This is a genomic window from Pseudoxanthomonas japonensis, from assembly GCF_043632995.1.
In the GTDB taxonomy this organism is placed as follows: Bacteria; Pseudomonadota; Gammaproteobacteria; order Xanthomonadales; family Xanthomonadaceae; genus Pseudoxanthomonas_A; species Pseudoxanthomonas_A japonensis.
Genome location: NZ_CP171632.1, coordinates 930,512 through 947,666 on the forward strand (window position 1 = coordinate 930,512; position 17,155 = coordinate 947,666).

The 17,155-nt window shown below is 65.1% G+C and carries 12 protein-coding genes; 5 read left to right on the top strand and 7 right to left on the bottom strand.

Going from position 1 to position 17,155, the window contains the following annotated elements:
• Positions 1 to 16: 16 nt before the first annotated feature.
• Together ACGHX3_RS04140 and ACGHX3_RS04145 are read left to right on the top strand one after the other, a co-directional pair.
• Positions 17 to 1,081, top strand: coding sequence for a hypothetical protein (locus tag ACGHX3_RS04140; protein WP_394696493.1), 1,065 nt, complete (start codon positions 17 to 19; stop codon positions 1,079 to 1,081).
• A gap of 179 nt (positions 1,082 to 1,260) precedes the next feature.
• Positions 1,261 to 2,832: a tetratricopeptide repeat-containing sulfotransferase family protein gene (locus tag ACGHX3_RS04145; protein ID WP_394696494.1), complete on the top strand. Its 1,572-nt coding sequence runs from the start codon at positions 1,261 to 1,263 to the stop codon at positions 2,830 to 2,832.
• Here ACGHX3_RS04145 and ACGHX3_RS04150 read toward each other — a convergent pair whose 3' ends face one another.
• From ACGHX3_RS04150 to ACGHX3_RS04170, 5 genes are all read right to left on the bottom strand, one after another.
• Complete coding sequence (locus ACGHX3_RS04150) at positions 2,833 to 3,495, bottom strand: TIGR02466 family protein (protein ID WP_394696495.1); 663 nt, start codon at positions 3,493 to 3,495, stop codon at positions 2,833 to 2,835. It abuts the gene before it with no gap.
• Positions 3,496 to 3,571: 76 nt separating this feature from the next.
• A complete protein-coding gene (locus ACGHX3_RS04155; protein ID WP_394696496.1) occupies positions 3,572 to 6,439 on the bottom strand; it encodes a TonB-dependent receptor in 2,868 nt (955 codons plus the stop codon).
• Positions 6,440 to 6,871: 432 nt separating this feature from the next.
• Positions 6,872 to 9,877 carry a TonB-dependent receptor plug domain-containing protein gene (locus tag ACGHX3_RS04160; protein ID WP_394696497.1) on the bottom strand — a complete coding sequence of 1,002 codons (3,006 nt, stop codon included), beginning with the start codon at positions 9,875 to 9,877 and terminating at the stop codon, positions 6,872 to 6,874.
• 297 nt (positions 9,878 to 10,174) lie between these two features.
• Positions 10,175 to 11,008, bottom strand: a complete 834-nt coding sequence (locus tag ACGHX3_RS04165) for a hypothetical protein (protein WP_213601129.1) — start codon at positions 11,006 to 11,008, stop codon at positions 10,175 to 10,177.
• Between the two features lie 148 nt (positions 11,009 to 11,156).
• Entirely contained in the window at positions 11,157 to 12,053 is an 897-nt protein-coding gene (locus ACGHX3_RS04170) for an Hsp33 family molecular chaperone HslO (RefSeq protein ID WP_394696498.1), read from the bottom strand.
• Positions 12,054 to 12,177: 124 nt separating this feature from the next.
• Here ACGHX3_RS04170 and mtgA point away from each other — a divergent pair, with 124 nt between their 5' ends.
• The 3 genes from mtgA to ACGHX3_RS04185 are packed head-to-tail and all read left to right on the top strand — an operon-like array spanning position 12,178 to position 14,376.
• Positions 12,178 to 12,951, top strand: a complete 774-nt coding sequence (gene mtgA, locus ACGHX3_RS04175; RefSeq protein ID WP_394696499.1) for a monofunctional biosynthetic peptidoglycan transglycosylase — start codon at positions 12,178 to 12,180, stop codon at positions 12,949 to 12,951.
• Positions 12,948 to 13,988, top strand: a complete 1,041-nt coding sequence (locus tag ACGHX3_RS04180) for a glycosyltransferase family 2 protein (RefSeq protein WP_394696500.1) — start codon at positions 12,948 to 12,950, stop codon at positions 13,986 to 13,988. Before mtgA ends, ACGHX3_RS04180 begins: the two co-directional genes overlap by 4 nt.
• Positions 13,948 to 14,376 (top strand): CBS domain-containing protein, encoded by a 429-nt coding sequence (locus ACGHX3_RS04185; RefSeq protein WP_313926978.1) that lies wholly within the window; start codon positions 13,948 to 13,950, stop codon positions 14,374 to 14,376. Before ACGHX3_RS04180 ends, ACGHX3_RS04185 begins: the two co-directional genes overlap by 41 nt.
• 6 nt (positions 14,377 to 14,382) lie before the next feature.
• Here ACGHX3_RS04185 and ACGHX3_RS04190 read toward each other — a convergent pair whose 3' ends face one another.
• Positions 14,383 to 16,332: an AsmA family protein gene (locus ACGHX3_RS04190; protein WP_394696501.1), complete on the bottom strand. Its 1,950-nt coding sequence runs from the start codon at positions 16,330 to 16,332 to the stop codon at positions 14,383 to 14,385.
• 87 nt (positions 16,333 to 16,419) lie between these two features.
• Positions 16,420 to 17,112 carry a hemolysin III family protein gene (locus ACGHX3_RS04195; RefSeq protein ID WP_213600964.1) on the bottom strand — a complete coding sequence of 231 codons (693 nt, stop codon included), beginning with the start codon at positions 17,110 to 17,112 and terminating at the stop codon, positions 16,420 to 16,422.
• Positions 17,113 to 17,155 lie beyond the last annotated feature (43 nt).

Genomic DNA, 17,155 nt, shown 5'->3' on the forward strand with positions numbered 1-17,155 from the left:
CGGTGCTTCCGCTAGGATGTCGATCTCCTCGTTCCGCACCGTTCCCATGACTGCGTCCTCCACTTCTTACCTGACCGGGCCGTTGGCACCGGTTGATCCTTCGGACGCGACCTGGTTTCCGTTCGACGTCGACCTGACGGGTAATCGCATGCAGTGGCTGCGCTGCGATGAGGCGTTGATCCAGGCGAGCGTGTTCCTGGACCCCAGGATGCCAGCTGAAGGCCGACCGCAGGCGCTTACGCCGCTCGCTCCGGTGGCCGACCTGCCTCGATCCCCAAACGCGCCGGCTTGGCTATGGCACACCTCGTTCTGCGGCTCGACGCTGCTTGCGCGACTATTGCACCTGACGCCCTACAGCGTGGCCCTGCGCGAGCCGCTGGTGCTGCGCCGGCTGGGGGACGCGGCGGATGCGGGTCTGGATGTGGCTTTGTGGCTGCGTCCGATTACCGAGTTGCTGGCCCGTCCATGGCACCCGGATGGACACGTGATAGTGAAGCCGACCCATGCCGTGCTGAACATCGCGCGTCCTGCCATGGCGGCCCATCCGGAGTCGAGGGGCATCGTGCTGACCTCAGGCCTGGAGGACTTCGTTGTGTCACACCTCAAGAAGACCTCTGACACGCTGGCCAACGTACCGGTCCTGGCTGCGCGGGCATTGCGGGCCGGCACGCTGGCGCAGCGGTTGTCTCCGGAAGCGCTGAACCCACCCTCGGTATTGGCTGCTGCCGCTCTCCAGTGGGCGGCGCAGCGAGATGTGGTGGCGGCTCTCAGGGAGGAGGTCGGCGAGCGCGTGCGCCTACTCGATTGGACGATCATCCGCCATGACATCGAGGAGGCCGCCGTGGCGACTTCGACGTTCCTGCAATTGCCGCTGCCGGACGAGGCGCTGCGAACCCAGACGCGACGTCTGGCAGCGACCCATTCCAAGGCAAGTACACGACCTTACGATATCCGCGTGCGTGATCAGGAGCATCGCCTGCTTCGCACGACCTATGCACAGGAGGTTTCGCAGGCCCTGCACTGGGCGGAGCGGCACGTGCTGCCGGCATTACCAGCGCAAGCACTCTCGATCGGCTTCTGACGGCTGGGTCATCGGCGGCTCGGCGGCCTCAGACTGCGCCCGATCCACCGTCCCGCCATGCGGGCGTAGCCGTGCCGATGCAGTGCACCGCTTACACTAGCAGGCAAACCGCCTCGGCCGCGATCGACATAGCGCGGGATGCGGTCGCACAAGACCCACTAAAGAAGGCGAGGCACGGCATGACGGGGACGAGAAGCGCAGACGCGCGCTGGATGCAGGGTGAGGCCGCCGCAGACCGTCAGCAATGGTCGGCGGCAGAAGCGGCTTACCTCGACGCACTGGCGCTGGACCCGCGACACCTCCCTTCGCTGATCGGCCTGTCCACGCTGCATTCCCGGCAGGGCAAGCACGTGCTGGCGCACGCGGCATTGATGCGCGCCAGTGGCATCACGCCGCCCCATCCCGGCATCACCTACGGCCTTGCCCAACGCCTGCGGTATTTCAACGAGTTCGCGGCGCTCGAACGCTGCCTGGCCGACAGCCGTTTCGCCGAGACCGCACCGGTGCACGTCCTGGCCCGTGCTGTAGTGATGCTGAGCTCCATCGGTGCACACGAGGCTGCGGTAAAGCTCGCAGATCGTGCCGTCGAGCGCGATCCCAATTCCGCGGCTGCACTTTATGTGCGCGGCAACCTGCACCTGTTCTCGGGTGAGCCTGAACTGGCGGAACTGCGTTACGAACAATCGTTGAAGGCGGATCCACGTCTGTACCAGAACGCCTGGATGCTTGCCAGCGTGCGGACGCAGACACCGGAGTCCAACCATATCGATCGCCTGCGCAAGCAGCTGTCCGAGGCGACGCCCGGGAAAGAAGGCGAGGCCTACCTGAGCTATGGCCTGCACAAGGAGTTGCACGACATCGGCGACCACGTGGGTGCGTGGTCAGCGCTGGAGCGCGGCTGTCGCGTGAAGCGGACCCACGTGTCATACGCGCCCGATGAGGACGAGGCGCTGGTGGACCAGGCCATCGCCACCTTCGATGCCGAGTTCCTGCGTGGCGCCTCGCAGGTCGAGCAGGCTGCCGTTCCGATCTTCATCCTTGGCATGCACCGATCGGGTACCACGCTGCTGGAGCGCATGCTGTCCGGGCATTCCAACGTCGCCGATGCAGGTGAAACCGGTGCCTTCGATGCGCAGGTTCACCTGGCGGCCGACCGTCACTACGCCAACCATTTCGATGCCGCGGTGCTGGCCAGAGTGCGCGGGATGGACATCGACGGCATTGCGCGCGGCTATGCGAAATCGGCGGACTGGCTGAGCAGGGGCAAACCCTTCTTCACCGAAAAACTGCCGATGAACTTCTGGAATATCGGCCTGATCGCCAAAGCGCTGCCGCAGGCGAAGATCATCAACCTGGTGCGCGATCCCATGGATACGTGCTTCTCCAATCTGCGTACCCTGTTCGCCGGCGTCGCGACGTACTCCTACGACCAGTCCGAACTGGCGCACTTCTATCTGCAGTATCGCCGCCTGATGCAGCACTGGCTGGACGTATTGCCGGGACGCATTCTGCAGGTGAGCTACGACGACCTGGTCGCCGCCCCGGAAGTGGTGGGCCAGCACGTCGCGGAATACTGTGGCCTGGCGTATCAGTCGTCGATCGCCGATGTGTCGCGGAGCAGCGGACGCGTGGCCACCGCCAGTGCTGCGCTGGCCCGAGAGGGCATCCGCCGTGACCGTGGCATGGTCTGGCGCAATTACGAGGCTCGGCTCGCGCCTCTCCGGGCTGGTCTGTCTTCGTTCTATTCCTGATCAGCCGGCCGGCTTGGTGCCGAACCAGCAGTTGAACGCCACCGTGATGCGAGGCGACTGCCCGTAGTACGGCAGCACTTCATGCTGCAGCCACGACGGGAACAGCACCAGTTGCCCTGCCTCCAGTGCGAACGACCAGCTGCCGTGGTGGTGCGGCGGCTTGAAGTGTGCGTTGCCGGGATCCATGAACGTGTTGCTGTAGCCGTGTGGATTATGGAAGCGCAGTACGCCTGACTCGGGTTTCCCGGCCACCGGGTCCCCAGGACTGACGCAATAGACGCCCGACCACGATGCCATCGGGTGCGTGTGCAGGATCGTAAAGCCACCCTGCCGGGTCACATGGAACCAGGTGTGCGAGAAGATCTCGAGCCGTCGCAGGTCGTCCGGCGAGTAGCCGTTGGTCTGCTGGATGGCTTCTCCCAGCATCGACCAGCAGAACGCCCGCAGGCGGCGGATGCACGGCTCCGGCGAGGCGAACAGGTCGAAGTTGCTTTCGAAGACGCCCTCCTGCTGCCTGAGCGAAGGGTGTGTGTTGCGGTTGCGCTCCGGATCCGCCTCGCGTGCAAGCAGTAGGGCTTCCAGCTCGTGGTTGAGCGGGGCGGCATCGGGCATCCAGCTCTGGCCCACGGGTACGGCGAACATGGAAGCGATCTGCACGGACATGGCGGAATCCACAAGGTCGAAGCTCGGAAAAAACTACGGCCCCGAAGGGCCGTAGTGGTGCTGCGGAAGTACCAGATCAGAACTTCTGGTTGTACTGCATGTAGATGAAGCGACCGTTGATGTCGTACGACGGGTCGAACGTGTTGGCGAACGTCACATACGAGGTCGGCGGGGTCTTGTCGAACACGTTGTTCACGCCCAGCGTGATCTTCGCATTCCACGGAGCCTTCCAGTACACGCTCATGTCGTGGTACGTGGCCGCGCCGATCTTGTTCAACGAGCCTTCCTGCACTACGTCGACGCCACCGTCTTCGCCCGGGCCAAGGATAGCGTCGCTGCAGAGCGAGCCGAAGCCGTAGTCGTTGTAGTAGAACGGGCAGGTTTCTTCCTGGCGGGAGTAGAAGCGGGCGGCGTAGGTTGCACCCCAGTCACCCATTTCCCAGCGGGCCAGCAGGTTGGAGCGGATACGCCAGTTGTTGCTACCGTCGAAATATTCGCCAACGAGGTTGTCGCCGTTGCGGTCTTCTTCGTAGCTGGCGTAGTACGTGTTGTCCCAGCTGAAGGAGAACGAGCCAAAGCGCGTATCCGGCAGGCGATAGTTCAGCGTCAGGTCGTAGCCCTCTGCGTCGATCTCGGCAGAGTTCAGGCCGGAGGACAGCAGATTGTCGATGGCGCCAGTGGCGCTACGGGTGTACAGCGAACAGGCAAGCGGGTTGCCGTCTTCGATGCACGAATCCAGGATGAACTGGCCCGAGCGCGTGATGATGCCGTTCTCGATGGTGATGTTCCACCAGTCCAGCGATACGTCGAAGCCCGAGATGAACGACGGGCTCCATACCAGGCCCAGCGTCTTGCTGGTCGAGGTTTCCGGCAGCAGGTTGGGGTTACCACCGACGCTGATGCGGATCTGGGAGTTGCCCTGATCGTAGCCGCCGACCGGCACGCCCTGCGCATGGCAACGTGCACGCTGATCCGCGTTCAGGCTGCCATAGGTGCCACCGAAGGTGGTAGAACAGGGATCGGCGATGGAAGCGAACGAGTCGGCCACACCGGAGTACAACTCGGCGATGGACGGCGCGCGGAAACCTTCCGCCCAGCTGCCGCGGACCAACAGGTCTTCGATCGGCTTCCACTTGAAGCCGAACTTGCTGTTCAGCGTGTCACCGAAGGTGTCGTAGTCCGAATAACGGGTCGCCAGGCTCAGCTCAAGCTCGCGGGCCAGGAACACGTCACGCAGCAGCGGCGCCGACAGTTCCAGGTAGGCTTCGTCCAGCTTGTAGCTGCCCGCCGTGGCGGTACGCGCATTGCCGGTGGTGTTGCCCGAATTGATCAGCGCATCCGGGGAGTCGTAACCCGACTCGCTGCGGTGTTCCAGACCGGCGGCGAAGGCCAGCATGCCACCCGGCAGCTCGACGATTTCGCCAGACAGGTTGGCGAACCACTGCTTCATCGTGTACTGGTACTCGTCGTGCGCGACGAAGGTCGAGTAGGCCAGCATTTCGGGGGTCATAGAGCCGACGCCACCCAGCAGGTTCAGCGGCACGCAGCCTTCGATCACGCTGCCCGTGGTACCGCAACGTGCGACGCCTGCGCCATCAATGAACGACGGACCCAGGGCATTGCGCAGGGCCAGGATGTTGAACAGGCCGTTGGTCGTGTCGTTCTGGTCGTTGCGGCCGTAGCTGTAGCCCACGTCCCACGAGAAGTAGCGATCGGCGAATTCGAAGTTGCCTTCCAGCGCACCCACGAAGCCGAAAGTATCCACGTTCTGGTTGAAGCTGCGGCCACCGGTCTCCACCGCACGACGCTGGATGCGCGACACGGTCTGGCCGAACGGGTTGTAGATGCTGTTCGGGCTGATCGAGATGGTGCGGGCCTGCACGCCGGCGCCCGGGCCGGTACCGAGCACGATCGGCATGGCGGCCAGCAACTGCTCGGAGCGGCGGTTGTTGTACGTGCTGGTGGCGGTGAAACGCACATTGTCGGTGATGTCGAACGACGCCTGACCGAAGATCGACTTGCGCTCCTGCGGCGTCACCAGATAGTTGTCCGGGGCGAAGTTGTACAGGTCGTTGACACCGGCACCCCACGGACGCCACTGCGCCGGGGTCTGGCCCTCGTCATAGCCGAACTGGCCAGCAGTACCGTTGGGGCGGGTCTCACCGACCGAGCAGGTACCCGGGCTGAACGTGCCGGAGCACAGTGCGAAGCGACCGTTGGGGCTGGTGCTGCTGCCGAACGCAACGCCGGTACCGAACACGGGAACCGCCGAGATCTCGCGATCACCGGCCATGACCGGGCTTTCCTTCACGTAGCCAGCGCCGAACATGGCGCTGAAGCGCTCGCCGCTGCTGCCGATGGTGATGTCATAGGATTCTTTCGCGCCGTCGCCCTGGCTGAACTGGCCGTAGTAGGCATTGGCTTCGGCACCGTCGAAATCGGTGCGCAGGATTACGTTGACCACGCCGGCGATGGCGTCGGAACCGTAAATCGCGGAGGCGCCATCCTTCAGCACTTCGATGCGCTCGACCGCAGCGGTCGGAATGGTGTTCAGGTCGGTTGCGCCGCCGAGGCCAGTGCCGGCAACCCAGCGACGGCCGTTCACCAGAACCAAGGTGCGGTTGGAACCGAGGTTACGCAGGCTGACACGGGTTTCGCCGTTGCCGCCGTTGTTGTAGGTGGTGTTGAGCGCGGTACCGTTGGAGGTCAGATTCTGGATGACGTCGCCGATCGACGTCAGGCCTTGGGCCTGGATGTCCTCACGGGTCAGGCTGAACACCGGCTGGGAGGTTTCCACGTCGGTGCGCTTGATGCGCGAACCGGTCACTTCCACCTTGTCGAGGGTGGTGGTGGCTTCCTGGGCGAACGCGGCGCCCGTGGTGGATGCGCTTACAACGAGCGCGAGGCTAATCGCGTCGCGAAGCTTGCTGGTTTTGCACTTCATGCTCTCTCTCTCCAAGTGAGTCTGTCTGAGCCCTAGGGATACCCGGCCGGCGGACCAAAGGTGGCCGCCAAAGGGCGGGGGTAGGCCGATCATAGTCGGGCCGTTTCAAGAATTAAAGTGTTGTTAAGTGATCCGGAGTCCGCAAAGTGACCGGACACCTGCGGCAAAGTTGAAAAGTGGCAGGGATTTGCACCTGAACAGGGAGTTCCTTCGTGCTGGGGTTGTAGAAAGCCCCATTTGGGGGCTCTTGGGCTCGAAAGGTCCGAAAGCCGGATACAAATTTTGTTCTCTGTAAGGAAGGGCGTTTGTCCTTCATCATGTCCAGATCGCACGACGATCGCCCAACTTAGGCTGCCGCCACGCTTTCCAAATGAACACGGCCCCTTGCGGGGCCGTGTCGTGTCGCGGTGGTACTTTCGATCAGATGATCGATCAGAACTTCTGGGTGTACTTCATGTACACGAAGCGGCCGATGTCAAAGTTGCCGTAGTACGACACGTTCGCACTCGGCTGGGTGTACATCACGGGGCCCACCTTTTCGAACACGTTGTTGGCGCCGACCGAGATGGTCGCGTTCCACGGCGCATCCCAGCGGACCTGCACATCGTTGAACGTGTTGGAACCGACGCGGTTACGACGCGAGATGGCGCTGGCCGGATCGCCGTTCGGCAGGATCACGCCAGTCGGCGCATAGACGATTTCGTTGCATTCCAGGTTGGCTTCGGTCGAACCGGGGACGAAGTAGGTGCAGCCTTCCTTCATCGACGAGTAGTAACGCGCCGTCCAGCTGACACCCCACGCGCCCATCTGCCAGTTCACACCCAGGTTGGAGCGGATGCGGAAGGCGCTGGTGAAACCGACGCCCGACGTGGCGTAACGCGGGTCGTTGGTGCTGACGAAGTAATCCTTCGCCGTGTACGTGCTGTTGGACGAGACGCTGAAGTTGCCGAAGTTTTCCGTCGTCCAGCGATACGTCACATCGAAATCGAAACCTTCCACCTTGCGGAAGCCGGCGTTGCGGCTGCCGAACGACAGGAAGTTGATGTAGCCCAGTGCCGCATCGCGGGTGAACAGCTGGTTCGAGCAACGGCTGGTGATGCCCTGGATGTAGCAATCGTTGAGGATCTGTGTCGGAGAGTCAGCCACGATCGTGTCGCCAATGCGAACCTTCCACCAGTCCAGCGAAATGTTGAGGCCCTCGATGAAACTCGGGCTCCACACGGCACCGATCGTCTGCGATTCCGACAGTTCGGGTGTGAGCGTCGGGTTGGAGCCGGACGTGAAAGCCACCGGCGTCTGGGTGTTGGGCGAGCCAGCGGGGTTCAGGCCCTGGCCCAGCTGGCGGAAAGTGCTGGCCAGTGCGCCAAGGTCGGCCGCGCAATTCGCACGGGTGGTCGCATTGTTCGCCGAACTGCCGAAGTTGGTATCGCAGGGATCGGTGAAGAACGAGAACGTCTGCGAGCCACCGCCGTACAGGTCGGCGATCGTCGGAGCACGGAAACCATCGGCATACGTCGCACGCAACAGCAACGAGTCGATCGGCTTCCACTTCAGACCGAACTTGTTGTTGGTCGTCTCGCCGAAGGTGTCGTAGTCCGAGTACCGGCTGGCAATGTTCAGGCTCAGCTCGCGCGCGCCCGGCAGGTCGGCCAAGATCGGAATCTGCAGTTCCAAATAGATTTCATCGACCGAGTAGCTGCCGCCGGTCGGGCCGGAAGACAGGTTGGTCGAACCGCCCGTGACTGCCAGCGCGTCTGGCACGAAGGTGCCTTCTTCCTTGCGCGTTTCAACGCCGATTGCAAAGCCCAGGTCGCCGGCCGGCAGAGCCAGAATCGTGCCTGCCAAGTTGGCGGCATAAACGGTCGTCTCGGTTTCACCCGTGGCGTGTTCGGCCTGGAACAGGTAGTCGTACAGGGCCTTGTTGTTGGTCAAGCCGCCCGGACCTTCGACGCCGTACGGCAGGAACGGATTCCATGCCACGCAGCCGTTGAGGGGGGAAGCGGTCGTGCCGCAGCGGACCTGGCCGGTAGCCGAGTCAAGGAACGACGGACCCAGTGCGCGCGCCGTGTTGGCCAGGTTGAGATTGCCGGTATTGGTCTGCAGCAGGTCGTTATTGTTATACAGGTACGACACGTCCCAATCGAAAAGGCGATCGGCCCACTCGAAGCTGCCTTCGAACGCACCCGTGAAGCGGTAGGTGGTCAGGTCGCTGCTGGATACGCGCGGGGCTTCCCAAGTGCGACGCCACCAGTTGCTGATCGTCGCGCCCGTCGGGTTGAAGTAGCTGGCCGCCGACAACGGTACGCCGGTGCCGCCGTTCGAGGTCGCGAACGAAGTTGCCTGCATCGGATAGCCGGCCACCGTGCGATCGGTCACGCGGTTGTTGTAGGCCAGGTTGGTGCGGAAACGCACGCTGTCGGTAATATCGAAGACGCCGTCCAGGTAGATGCTTTTACGCTCCACCGGGGTGCGCAGGTCAGTCTGCTGGTTCGTGTTGCTCTTGCCGTCGGTGACGCCAGGGGTGCAACCGGTGGTCGGCGTGGAGCCAACGCAGGTGCCGATGACCTGATTCTGGGGCACATAGTCCGCAAGGTTGCGCGGATCGCCACCCGGACGCAGGATCACTCGGGTGCCGGTGGCAACGCCGGGGACGCCGGTCGTCGCGGTGGTCACCCAGCCGCCGTACTGGCCGACGGTAGTCCAGTTATCGGTCGGGTGGTACGACGAGCGCGGGAATGCGCTGTAGGGACGGTCGGACGCCTTGACGACATCCTCTTCTCCCCATTCGGCAGCCACGGTCAGCGAGCCGCGATCGCCGGTGAAGCCCATGATGAAATCACCCTTGGTGATCTCGCCATCGCCTTCGCCGTACTGGCCGAAATAGGCGCTTGCAGCCGCGCCTTCATAGTTGGAGCGCGTGATGATGTTGATCACGCCTGCGATGGCGTCGGAGCCATAGGTCGACGAGGCTCCATCCTTCAGTACTTCGATGCGTTCGACAGCGACGGCGGGGATCGTCGACACATCGGCGTAGCCGCTGGTCGAGATACCCAGACGCTTGCCGTTCACCAGCACCAAGGTGCGCTGCGCACCAAGGTTACGCATGCTGATGTAGGTGCCGCCGGCGATTTCACCGGCCGACAGCGGCGAGGCGCGGCTGATGGTCGGCGGGCCCATGGCCGAGATGTTCTGCAGGATGTCCGACACGGACTGGAAGCCCTGCTTCTCGATATCTGCGCGGCTTAGCGTGAACACGGGCTGCGCGGTTTCGGTATCGACCTGGCGGATGCGTGTGCCGGTGACTTCGATGCGATCCAGCGTCGTGGCATCGCCCTGCGCTTGCTGCGCGAATGCCGTGCCGGTACCGATCACCGACACTGCGCCTGCCGCGAGCGCGAACGAGATCGCGTCACGGAGCTTCGTGGTTTTGCAGTTCATTGCTCTCTCTCTCCCGTAAGGGGTATCCCAAGGTGTCCCTCGAGGCGGTCAAAAAGGGCGACCACGAAACGAGGGGGTGACCGGATACTAGTCGGCTTTTAACAATAATTAAACCCGCGTGAAGGTCGAAGGAGGTCGGATGTAAGTCGAGTTACGTAAATGTGATGCCGCGCACGCTGTGTCAGGCCGCACGCATTCGACGGCGCGATGCCGAGGATGTTTCGATCATGTCGAAGCGGCGCGATTACCGCGACGCGGCAATGCGGGAGCGTATTGCAAGCAGGGAGCAGTGGACGCTTAGAGGTCCTGCTCGTACCGCACGTAAGGCACGGTGCCTTCGTCGGCGTTCTCGTTGGTCAGCGAGAAGGGGTTCTTGCCGCGGGTGATGACGTTCTCGGCACCGACGGTGAGCTGTCCGCTCCACGGGGTGCGCCAGGTAAGACCCAAGCCAAGGCCTTCGAACTTGCCGGGCTGGCCGGGGACGTCGATGACGCGTCCGATGATGTTGGCGCTGAAAGGACCGTAGCCACCACCGACGGAGAGGCTGCGGCTGTTCCAGCGATCGGCGAGGGCGGGCAGGTCCGAGGCGGGTACCAGGGTGGCCTTCGCCACCGCGCCGCCGATCGACACGAAGCCTTCGCGACCGATGTTCTTCTGGCCGAATACGGTCAGGTCATTCTGTTCGACGCGACCGGTGCCGCGGCCGGACGACAGCCAGGCAGGCAGCGTGTCGCGGCCGGTGCCTGCCGAGAGGCCGAGCTTGCCGCCAGGGCGGCTCAGGATCGCGGAAGCGCTGACGCGCTGGCTCGTCGTAGCATCATCATCGTCGCCGAGCGTCGCCAGCATGCAGTGGCTTGCGAGATTGCCGATGTTGCCGACCACGCCGGCCTTGCGATTGCAGACCAGGCCCAGTTCATCGCCGCTCTCCAGTCCGAAGGCGGTCGTCAGCGAGTTGCGGCCCAGGCGCCAGCGGGCGCCGGCTTCGGCCTGGCCGGTGGGTTCGAGCAGGAGCACGGCCTCGACCTTGCCGTCGTTGTTCCAGATCGGCAGGGCGGTGGCCTGAGGGTCTGCGGCGGGCTTGCGTGAGGCCTTCTGTGCATGCGCGTCCGTTGCCACGCCGGAGGCGAGCAACAGGGCTAGCGACAGTGAAAGGCTACGCAGATTCATGGCTGGCTTCAGACTCCTGGGTCTACCCGGAGTTCCCCTCCCGAAGGGGAACCGATGCTATGCCGTTTATGATTCTTTAACAAGTCCCCGTGGCGGCCATCCGACCGCCGGATCACTGCAGTCGGATGGGCGCGTCTACCTCGACCCTGGGCTGGCTGAAAAGTTCCGCGATCTGGAGGGTGGAGAACCGGTACTCCTGCCCACAGAACTCGCAACGCACTTCGGCCACCCCGTCGGCCAGCGCGGCCGTCGCCTCTTCCTCCCCCAACGACTGCAGCATGCTCTCGACCCGCTCGCGCGAACAAGAGCAGCCGAAGCGAATTGGGCGCTGGGTCAGGATTTGCAGGGATTCTTCGTGGAACAGGCGGTGCAGCAGGTCCGGGACGGGGGTGGCGAGCAGCTCCGCTTCCCCCAACGTGTCGAAAAGCGCGCCGGCGCGGTTCCAGCCGTCGTCGTCGCCCTCGTCGCCGGGCAGCTTCTGGAGCATGAGGCCGCAGGCCCGGCCGCCGTCCGCTGCCAGCAGCAGGCGCGTGGGCAGCTGCTCGGACTGGCGGAAGTAGTCTTCGAACGCCTCCGCCAGGCGGCTCGCCTCCAGGCCGACCAGACTCTGGTACCGCTGCGGCTCGCGTGGGTCCAGGCCGGGATTCTCGATGGTGATGGCCAGCAGGGCGTCGTTGCCAAGAGCCCGCAGGTCGCGGGGCGCATCCTGATGAGGGGAAACCTGCGCGATGCCGCGCACCGTGCCCGCCGCGGTGCATTCGGCGAACAGGCTGCGCAGGCTGCCCTGGCTGCGCAACTGGATGGACAGGCGCCCGTCGACCTTGGTGTGGCCGGTGAACAGCACCGCGGCCGCGCTGGCCTCGCCCAGCAGCTCGCGCGCGGACGCAGGGTAGTCGGCACGTCCGGCCACTGTCCGCCAGGTCTCGTCCAGCCGGACGGCGACGCCACGGACGCCGGCGGCGGGCAGCAGAAAGCGGGTCAGGGCGTCGGTGGAAGCGTCGGTGGTCATGGGAATCCGTGCAGGGGAATGCGGGGCGGGCGGGCGTCTCGGCATAATGCCGGCGATCACACGCTCAAAGGGGAAACGCCACGATGGGGGCAACCGATACCATCCTCAAGATCCGGCTGGCCCGATGAGCGCTGCGTCGACCGCCAAGGTGCCACGCAAGCGCCGCTGGGTCCGCTGGTTGCTGGCGCTGCCCTTCCTGTTCGCGGCTGCCAGCATCCTGCAGGTGGCGGTTCTGCGCTTCGTCGATCCGCCGTTCACCGCATTCATGGCGGCGCGGATGTTCGAAGCCTGGGGACAGGGCGACTTCGGTTTCCGCATCGCCTACGACTGGCGTGACCTGGACCGCATGTCGCCGAGCCTGCCGCTGTCGATGGTCGCCGCGGAGGACCAGAACTTCGCGAGCCATCACGGGTTCGACCTGGATGCGATCGAGAAGGCGCGCGTGCACAACCGCAAGATGGTCGAGCGTGCCGAGAAGCGGGGCCGGCCGGTGACGCGCATCCGCGGCGCCAGCACCATCAGCCAGCAGGTGGCGAAGAACGTGTTCCTCTGGCAGGGCAGCAACCGCATCACGCGCTGGGCGCGCAAGGGACTCGAGGCCTGGTACACCGTGCTGATCGAGGCGCTGTGGCCGAAGACGCGCATCCTGGAGGTCTATGCGAACGTCGCCGAGTTCGGCGACGGCGTGTATGGCGGGCAAGCGGCGGCGCGACGCTACTGGGGGAAGGATGCCGCGGGCCTGACCGCCAACGAGAGCGCCCGCCTCGCGGCGGTATTACCGGCGCCGCGCCGCTACAGCGCGCATCGGCCGGGGCCTTATGTGCAGCGCCGCGCCGCGAATATCCAACGGCAGGTCCGGCAGATCGGTGGCGCCGGGTACCTCGAGGCACTGCAATGAGCAACGACGGACCCTGGCAGGTCACCGTGGTGGTGGCTGCCTACAACGAAGCGCAAGCGTTGCCGCTGCTGCACCCGCGCGTCATGGCGGCGCTGGATGCGCTGGAAGTCGTCCACGGACGCGTCCTGTATGTCGACGACGGCAGTCGCGATGCCACCTGGGCAGTGCTGCAGGCATTCGCCGCGGCCGATCCCCGCGTGTCGGTGCTGCGGTTGTCGCGCAACTTCGGCAAGGAGGCCGCATTGACGGCGGGCCTGGACCGCATCGACCGCGGCGCGGCCGTGATCCTGGACGCCGACGGCCAGGATCCGCCGGAGCTGATCGGCGACTTCGTGCGCGAATGGCAGGCCGGCTACGACAACGTGCATGGCACGCGCATCGAGCGCGACGGCGAAGGCTGGCTGAAGCGCGCCACCGCGCATGCGTTCTACCGCGTGATCGGCCGATTGTCGAAGACGCCGATCCCCGCCGACACCGGCGACTTCCGCCTGCTGTCGCCGCGCGCGCTGGCCGCGTTGCGCGAACTGCGCGAACGCCACCGTTTCATGAAAGGCCTGTTCGGCTGGGTGGGCTTCAACCAGAAGTCGCTGCCCTACCATCGAGAGGCCCGCGTGGCGGGCAGCAGCAGTTTCGGGTTCTGGAAACTGTGGAACTTCGCGCTCGAGGGCATCACCAGTTTCACCACGGCGCCGTTGCGCGTGGCGACCTACCTGGGCGTGCTGACCGCGCTGCTGGCCTTCGCCTTTGCCCTTTACATCGTGGGCAAGGCGTTGATGTTCGGGGATCCCGTCGCGGGTTGGCCGACGATGATGACGGTGATCCTGTTCCTCGGTGGCGTGCAACTGGTGGCGCTGGGCCTGATCGGCGAGTACCTCGGGCGCCTGTACGAGGAATCCAAGCAGCGACCGCTCTATCTGGTGGACGCCTGGCAACCTGCGTCGGCAGGAGTATCCTTGGCCGGACCCGATCGACCCGCTCCCCATCCAGGAGATCGCCATGCGCACGGTTCGTCAGTTGCTGGGGGCCAAGGCCCCTGAAGTCTTCGCGGTATCGCCCGATGCCTCCGTGCTCGACGCCATCCGGCTGATGGCCGAGAAAGGCGTCGGCGCGGTGCTTGCGATGCAGGGGCCGCGGCTGTGCGGCATCGTGTCCGAGCGCGACTACGCGCGGAAGGTCGTGCTGCAGGGCCGCTCGTCATCCAATACGCCGGTGCGCGACATCATGACCTCGAAGGTGGTGACGGTGCGGCCGGACGACAGCGTCGACCACTGCATGCAGGTCGTCACCGAGCACCGCATCCGTCACCTGCCAGTGGCAGACGGCGAGACCATCGTCGGCGTCATCTCCATCGGCGATCTGGTGAAGGCGGTCATCGAGGACCAGAAGGTCGAACTGGACCAGCTGCAGCGCTACATCGCCAGCTGAGTCGCCTCATTTCGCGTACTGCCCGCCGCAGGTGCTGTCCTCGCCGGGCCCGACCTCGATCGTGGCCAGCAGGGCGGCCGGTGGCGTGATGGTGCCCAGTGCCACGGCCACCGCGCCGCGCACGCCCAGTCGCTTGAAGTCGGGACGGAACGAGGGATCCTTGAACGTGCCGCCGACCACGAGCGGCGAGCGCAGCGCCAGGATGCTGCGGTCCTTCGGGCGTGGTCGCATCTCGAGGTCCAGCGTCTCGTCCTTCAGGCTGATCTGACCCTTGCCGACGATGATCGTGTCGGCGCTGTCGAACGCGAGCGTGCGCGCCTGCATCACGCCGTCCTTCACCGCGAAGTCGCCGAAGGCGCAACGCACCGGCACCGTCTTGTCCTTGGTGATGAGGAACTTCAGCGCCTCGGCGATATCCAGGCCCGCGAGCTCCATCAGCAGGTTGCTGATCTGGCCGCGGCCCATGCCGACGGCGATGTCACCGTCCGCCGTGCCCAGGATGCCGGCGATCGAATTGCCGGTGCCTGCGATCGTCATGTCGCCGCCGATGCGGCCGACCGCGCTCCTGGTCAGTTCGGCCTGTGGAAACAGCTCGCCCAGGTCCAGTCCGCGCATGGCGATCTTCGCCTGCGTGCGGATGGTGTCGTTGCGCGCATCCATCCGGATCTGCGAACGGATGTCGCCCTGCGCGACACCGAAGTTCAGCGGCTCCAGTCGCAGCAGGCCGGCGTCCAGCAGCAGGTGCGCATCCATGTCGTCGATCGGCAGGCTGGGCGCATTGATGCGGTGCGCCTTCCAGCGCACGTCCGCGTCCATCGCGCGCAGCTTGGTCAGGTCGTAGGGCGTATCCGGCAGCAGGCGGGCGTCCGCCGCCAGCGCGACCGCCTTCGCGCGCTGTTCGGCGTTGCTGGCTTCGTCGCCCCCCGTCTGTGGCGGTGCGCCGACGAAGCCGGCCAAGTCGTCGAAATCCAGGCGCTTCGAGACCAGATTGGCCTTCAGCAACGGACGCTCGCGGCCGACGGTCACCGCGGCCGAGCCACTGAGATCGCTGTCGCCGACCACGCCGGTGAAGCCGTCGTAGCGCCACGTGTTGCCGTCGCGGGTGAAGCGGCCATCCAGACGATACGGTGGGGTGGGGGGCGTCGCGATGCCGATCAGCGGAAACAGGTCCTCCATGTCCTCGCCGGCCAGCATCAGCTGCAGATCGAAATCGCGCAGACGGAACGGATCGAGCAGCGTGCCGCGCGCATGGGCGCGGGTCGGGCCCGCGGTCGCCCGCAGGTCGATGCGGTAGGGCTTGTCGGTGTCGCGCAGCGCCAGCGGCGACGCCACCTGGCCGGCCAGCGTGAAGCGGTTGCCTGCCCAGCGGCCCGTGCCGTCGACGTTGACCGCCGAGGCTTCATCGGGGGCGGAGGTTTTGGCGCTGCCCAGCGTCACGTCGACATCGGTCTTCGCCTTCGGGTCGAGGAACAGCAGGCGGCCCTGGTCGATCCGGAGGTCGCCGAACGTCATGCGGCTTTCGCCACTCGTGTCGCCGAACACCCAGTTGCCCGTCCCATCGGGTCCGCTCTCCAGCCGCAGCTGCGGGCGCGTCAGATGGATGCGGGGGATGCGCGTCTCGCGTTTGAAGACGAAGGGCAGCACTTCCACGCTCACCTCGGCGCGGTCGGCCGCCGCCATCGTCGGCACCTTGGACCACGCGGCATTGCCGAACGTCAGCGCGTCGCCGCGCACCGTCGTCACCCTGCCCAGGTCGACATCCAGATTGCCCGCGATATGGAAGCTGCGCCCGGTCTGCTTCTCGACGACCCATTCGATCGGCCGGCGCAGCCAGTTCCATTCGAACAGGATCGCCACCACCACGATCGCCGCCGCCAGTACGCCGAGGACGATCGCACCGGTGCGCGACAGTGGGCGCAGGGCGAAGCGGCGACGTGGGGAAGGCGCTGCATTCATGACCCCATGGTTGGGGACCGCGTGTTCACGTACCGCGAAACGCGCGCTCAGCGGTTCATGCGCGGGACACGAACGTGGAAGCGTGGTTCACGCCAGGCGCGGCGACAGTACCTGCTGGGTGACGGCGACGAAATGGCAGACGCTGCCGCCGATGACGAACAGGTGCCAGATCGCGTGGGAGTAGCGGATCGACTCGCGGTGGTAGAAGAAGGTGCCCAGCGTGTAGAACAGCCCGCCTGCCAGCAGCCAACCCAGCGTCCACGGATCGACCGAGGTCAGCAGCGGCTTGATCGCCACGACCACCAGCCAGCCCATCGCGATGTAGAGGATCGTCGACAGCAGCTTGAAGCGGCCGGTATAGAACAGCTTGAAGATCACGCCCGCGATGGCGATCGTCCAGATGGCGATGAACAGGCCCCAGCCCCATGGCCCGCGCAGGCCAATCAGGGTGAACGGCGTATAGGTACCGGCGATCAGCAGGTAGATCGCGCAGTGGTCGAAGACCTTCAGCCGACCCTTCGCCACGGGATGCTGGATGGCGTGGTACAGCGTGGACGCGGTGTAGAGCAGCAGCAGGGTGACGCCGAACACGATCGACGCACCCAGCTGCCAGCCATCGCCATGGACCGCGGCCAGGGTGATCAGCACCGCACCGCCGGCCAGCGCGAGGACGGCGCCCAGGCCATGCGTCAGTGCGCTGGCGATCTCGTCGCGCAGGTCGACCAGATGGTCGGCCCGCTTGCGGGCGCGCAGGGTCTGGAAGGGCGTCGGCTCACTCATGGCGTCACGTTACCGCAATGCAGCACGGGTTGCATGGGGCGGC

Bases quoted from the DNA above. Each gene is read 5' to 3' on its own strand.
- ACGHX3_RS04160 (WP_394696497.1), bottom strand. From the start codon at position 9,877: ATGAACTGCAAAACCACGAAGCTCCGTGACGCGATCTCGTTCGCGCTC.
- ACGHX3_RS04145 (WP_394696494.1), top strand. From the start codon at position 1,261: ATGACGGGGACGAGAAGCGCAGACGCGCGCTGGATGCAGGGTGAGGCC.
- ACGHX3_RS04190 (WP_394696501.1), bottom strand. From the start codon at position 16,332: ATGAATGCAGCGCCTTCCCCACGTCGCCGCTTCGCCCTGCGCCCACTG.
- ACGHX3_RS04185 (WP_313926978.1), top strand. From the start codon at position 13,948: ATGCGCACGGTTCGTCAGTTGCTGGGGGCCAAGGCCCCTGAAGTCTTC.
- ACGHX3_RS04155 (WP_394696496.1), bottom strand. From the start codon at position 6,439: ATGAAGTGCAAAACCAGCAAGCTTCGCGACGCGATTAGCCTCGCGCTC.
- mtgA (WP_394696499.1), top strand. From the start codon at position 12,178: ATGAGCGCTGCGTCGACCGCCAAGGTGCCACGCAAGCGCCGCTGGGTC.
- ACGHX3_RS04170 (WP_394696498.1), bottom strand. From the start codon at position 12,053: ATGACCACCGACGCTTCCACCGACGCCCTGACCCGCTTTCTGCTGCCC.
- ACGHX3_RS04180 (WP_394696500.1), top strand. From the start codon at position 12,948: ATGAGCAACGACGGACCCTGGCAGGTCACCGTGGTGGTGGCTGCCTAC.
- ACGHX3_RS04150 (WP_394696495.1), bottom strand. From the start codon at position 3,495: ATGTCCGTGCAGATCGCTTCCATGTTCGCCGTACCCGTGGGCCAGAGC.
- ACGHX3_RS04140 (WP_394696493.1), top strand. From the start codon at position 17: ATGTCGATCTCCTCGTTCCGCACCGTTCCCATGACTGCGTCCTCCACT.
- ACGHX3_RS04195 (WP_213600964.1), bottom strand. From the start codon at position 17,112: ATGAGTGAGCCGACGCCCTTCCAGACCCTGCGCGCCCGCAAGCGGGCC.